The sequence below is a fragment of the Streptomyces alkaliphilus genome (genome assembly GCF_014141535.1).
In the GTDB taxonomy this organism is placed as follows: domain Bacteria; phylum Actinomycetota; class Actinomycetes; order Streptomycetales; family Streptomycetaceae; genus Streptomyces; species Streptomyces alkaliphilus.
Genome location: NZ_VKHT01001590.1, coordinates 1 through 669, shown reverse-complemented (window position 1 = coordinate 669; position 669 = coordinate 1). Strand labels below are relative to the sequence as shown.

The 669-nt window shown below is 73.8% G+C and carries 1 protein-coding gene; it reads right to left on the bottom strand.

The window, feature by feature from the left end; translation table 11 throughout:
• Positions 1–197 precede the first annotated feature (197 nt).
• Positions 198–635, bottom strand: a complete 438-nt coding sequence (locus tag FNQ90_RS25840) for a DUF350 domain-containing protein (RefSeq protein WP_143625432.1) — start codon at positions 633–635, stop codon at positions 198–200.
• Positions 636–669: the final 34 nt, after the last annotated feature.

Genomic DNA, 669 nt, shown 5'->3' with positions numbered 1-669 from the left:
TCCGAGACCCCCGCGTCCGTCACCGCGCCCCCGGCCGGGGCGCCGGGTCCACCGGCGCCCCGGCCGGGGGCGCGGTGACGGACGCGGGGGTCTCGGAGGTGGTGCTCATTCCGCGTGCTCCGCTGGGTGGTGGGACGGGTGGATCCGGCGGCGGACCGGCCGGGGCGGTGCCGGCCCGGCCGGTCGGGCCGGATCGATCAGGACAGGGCCGCGGTGAGCATCACCGCGGTGGCGATGTACATGGCTCCCTGGACCCAGGCGGCGGGGTGCGGGCGTCCGTCGCGGTCCTCCAGCACGGTCGCGCCCATCCGGCCCGGGGTGAGGATACCGACCAGGGCGAAGACCAACGTCATCACGATCACCCCGGCGAGGCCGTAGATCAGGGTGCTGACCAGGCCGACCCCCAGACCGCGCTGGAACTCGCTGGCGTTGATGGCGGCGGCGACCACGAGGCCCACGCCGATCATCTGGCCGCTCATCACGATGGCGGCGCCGACGTTGCGCTCGGTCCAGATCAGCGAGCTCAGGCGGCGCGGGGTGACCAGGTCCAGGGCCAGGTAGCCGAGGGCCATGACGGCGAAGCCGGCCACGCCGTAGGCCAGGACGACACCGGCGGACTCGATGATGTCTGCCACGGGATTCCTCTTTCGGGGGGTGACGGGATGGGTG